The organism is Bradyrhizobium sp. Mp27 (assembly GCF_029953005.1).
GTDB lineage: Bacteria > Pseudomonadota > Alphaproteobacteria > Rhizobiales > Xanthobacteraceae > Bradyrhizobium > Bradyrhizobium barranii.
In genome coordinates this window covers 1-2,830 of record NZ_JASAUS010000373.1, presented here as the reverse complement: position 1 = coordinate 2,830, position 2,830 = coordinate 1, and the positions used below count along the sequence as shown (strand labels likewise).

The 2,830-nt window shown below is 60.2% G+C and carries 1 pseudogene; it reads left to right on the top strand.

The window, feature by feature from the left end:
- Window positions 1-150 precede the first annotated feature (150 nt).
- Window positions 151-2,830 (top strand): annotated as a pseudogene (locus QJT78_RS49895) (hypothetical protein); the annotation flags it as partial.

The following is a 2,830-nucleotide window of genomic DNA, read 5'->3' as shown; positions in this document are numbered from 1 at the left end:
GCCGAAAGTCATCGCCGGTGTAAAGTTCATCGACGGAATCGAAGTCATTCCGAACACTGAAAGCCACGCCGCCTGATCAGGCCGCGTCACCCAAAATCAGCCATAGCTCTAAGATACCTGCTTAGATGATTCTGTAGATGCGAGGCTAGCGTGGACCGACACAATTATGACCCAACCAACGTAACAGCTTCGTCGCAGGTGCAGCACGACCTGTTGCAGGAGCAGCAGGCGGGCCAAGCCGGGCAAGAGGCCTTTGAGCAGCAATTGCACGAGGCGCGCCAGGCCGATACCGCGATGCCGGACCGCGGGACCCCTCCCAATGTGTCTAGCGACGGCCAGCAGTCCCCGGTCGAACCGATAGGTGCACTCGCCGGGAGCAACCTTCTGCCAAGCGAGAAGGTTCTCATCAAAGATGGGCATGACACAGCTGAGTTGAGACCAACGAACAGGCCGAGGACCCCAGACTATCCGCAAGCCGTTGCCATTGAGCGGCAGCTGAGCGAGGTCGCCAATTCAGTTGGAGGTGGTGGAGCAATGCCTGGCGCCTCGGCCCCGCAGCCGGCTCAGTTAACTCTGGTTTCAATAGCGGGCACAAAAAGGAAACAGCCTCTTTATTCCAAGGATGCTCTCGTTGTTTTGGGGTTTAGGGAGGCCCTCATCGAGGGCAAGCTCGCCGAATCCTTCGTCCAGAGGATTGTAGGTCCTCTTCTTAGCTTTGGCCGCTGGCTCTGCGTAAATAACAAGACAGGCATTGTTGCTCGGCTAGACAACAATTCGCTGACCGATGGCGGTGATGTGTTCCAGCACAACGGAAACAGTGATCTCATATTGGCACTAGACCATCTCCGGACCTGGCGGTCGACGGGGCGCGTTCCCCGTCCAGCTCCCGTGCGCAAGCGCCAAAAAGCATCCACTGTCTATCCCCATGTGTCTGGGTGCGACCGGGAGCTTATCAGGGAGGTGGCTCAGGGCGTTATTGCAAGTCGGAAGCTGAAAGACGCGGTGGCTAACGGTTATACGCGCAATCTTAACAGGTTGGCGAATGATCTCGGGGAGCGCGGTCTATCGCTTGACGGGAGTAGCGACGCTTTCTTGCTCGCCCATGCTAAAGAAATCTTCAAGGGTGATAAACTTATGCGGGCCGCGGTGGGGGCGCTTAGAGAACATCGTGCCCCCAACGCTCCGGGCGCTTCATCTATTGGTGGGCGCCCACCGCTTCCTCCTGCCGATGGTGACGAAGGGCTCATTAAGGGCGCCATAAGCCACGCCCTTGAGAGCAACAAGTTGAGTTCGACTACCGCCCAGAGTTACGATTGGGCGCTTCGCAAATTCTCCCGAGAGCTAGGGCTTGACGGCGATTCGCTTTCTGCACTCGATCACGTAGCCCTACGTGTCAACGCGGACAGATTGTTTCGCAACGTCGGGTGGAAAATGGTCTTGGACGGCGGGCTGAAAGCGCTTCGTGAGTATCGTCAGGCGAAGGCTTCAGGCCCCTCGGTGGAGGGGGCTTCGGGCGCAGACGGCTCTCAGCAGGGCGCAGGTGAGGCTACCCAGTCGCCGATGGTAGACGTCGATCCCGAGGAGCTTCGGCAGCTGTTGGATGATGAGGCCGACGAGCCGCCGATCATGGCTGACGATCCAGAGCTTCTGCCACCGGAACAAGAGCTTCCGGAGGAGACTCAGGGACCGCGGGATCATCAATCCGGCCCCTTGTCGGCTCTCGAGCCAAGCGTGCGCGACGACCATGCGCCGGAGCCCGCAGAGTCCTTTCCTGACTTGAGCGGACACCGCGACCTCCAACAGGCCGCGCACGAGCTGATGGGGGCGCTTGAGTGGAGCAACTTCCTGCCAAGCGAGGAGGTTCTCATTAACGATGAGCATGGCACAGCGGAACTGAGACCAGCGAAGAGGCCCAGGACTCTAGATAATCCGCAAGAGGTCGCAATTCAGGGGATGCTGATCGGAAACGGCAATTCAGGCGGCCGCGTGCTGATGCAGGCCCCCATCCACCAGGTGGGCGCACGGCCATGGGACGCCGCCGCGCAGCACAGTGCTCCGCAGGAAGCTGTCAGTTCGCCAGTGGTCATTCCAGCGGAAAATTACGATCAGGATCTGCTTTGGGGGGGCGCGGACGAGGCCGCCTCACCGCCGTCTCGCGAGACAAGCGCGAGCCATCCCCAGGCACCGGATTCCAGAGAGGCCGTCCATCCCCTTAACTGGCCGCACAATCACCAAGGCGCCTTGGACGAGATGACCGGGCGCAATCTCCTGCCGAGCCGGCAGGAGGGCCGGATTGAGGCAATGGTTCATCCGAATCCGTTCGAGTTGCGTGACGACCTCGTCCCGACGCCTGACTTTCGGCCGCTGTTTGCCGGGACAGTACCGGGTCATCACCAGGGCGATCGACAGCCCGGTTCGCCGCAGGGGCTTTCTCCGGTGCCAGCCTCCTCGGACGATGAAGCTTTGGCGTGCGAGGAGTTGTCGCGGCGGCAGATGCAAGAACCGGCCTCACCATCAACCGGCAAGGCTCCGTCAGACATCTACGGCGGTCTTGAATCATTGGTTGATCTGACTACGTTCACGCCGTCCGACTTGCGCGACGATGCTCACTTTGCGCCAGCGCCCTCTGCCAGGGCTCGCTCAGACAACTATGGTGCTCTTGATCCATTCATTGATCTGACTGCGCCCACACTGTCCCCATTGCGCGACGATGCTGTTTCTGTGCCGGTGTTTCCGAGCACATCCGCCGATGCTCAGATCGTGGCGTTGAATCCGACAGCCTCGTCCCGCGGGCTGGTGCTCGACGACGAGCAATGGCTGGGCGACGAGC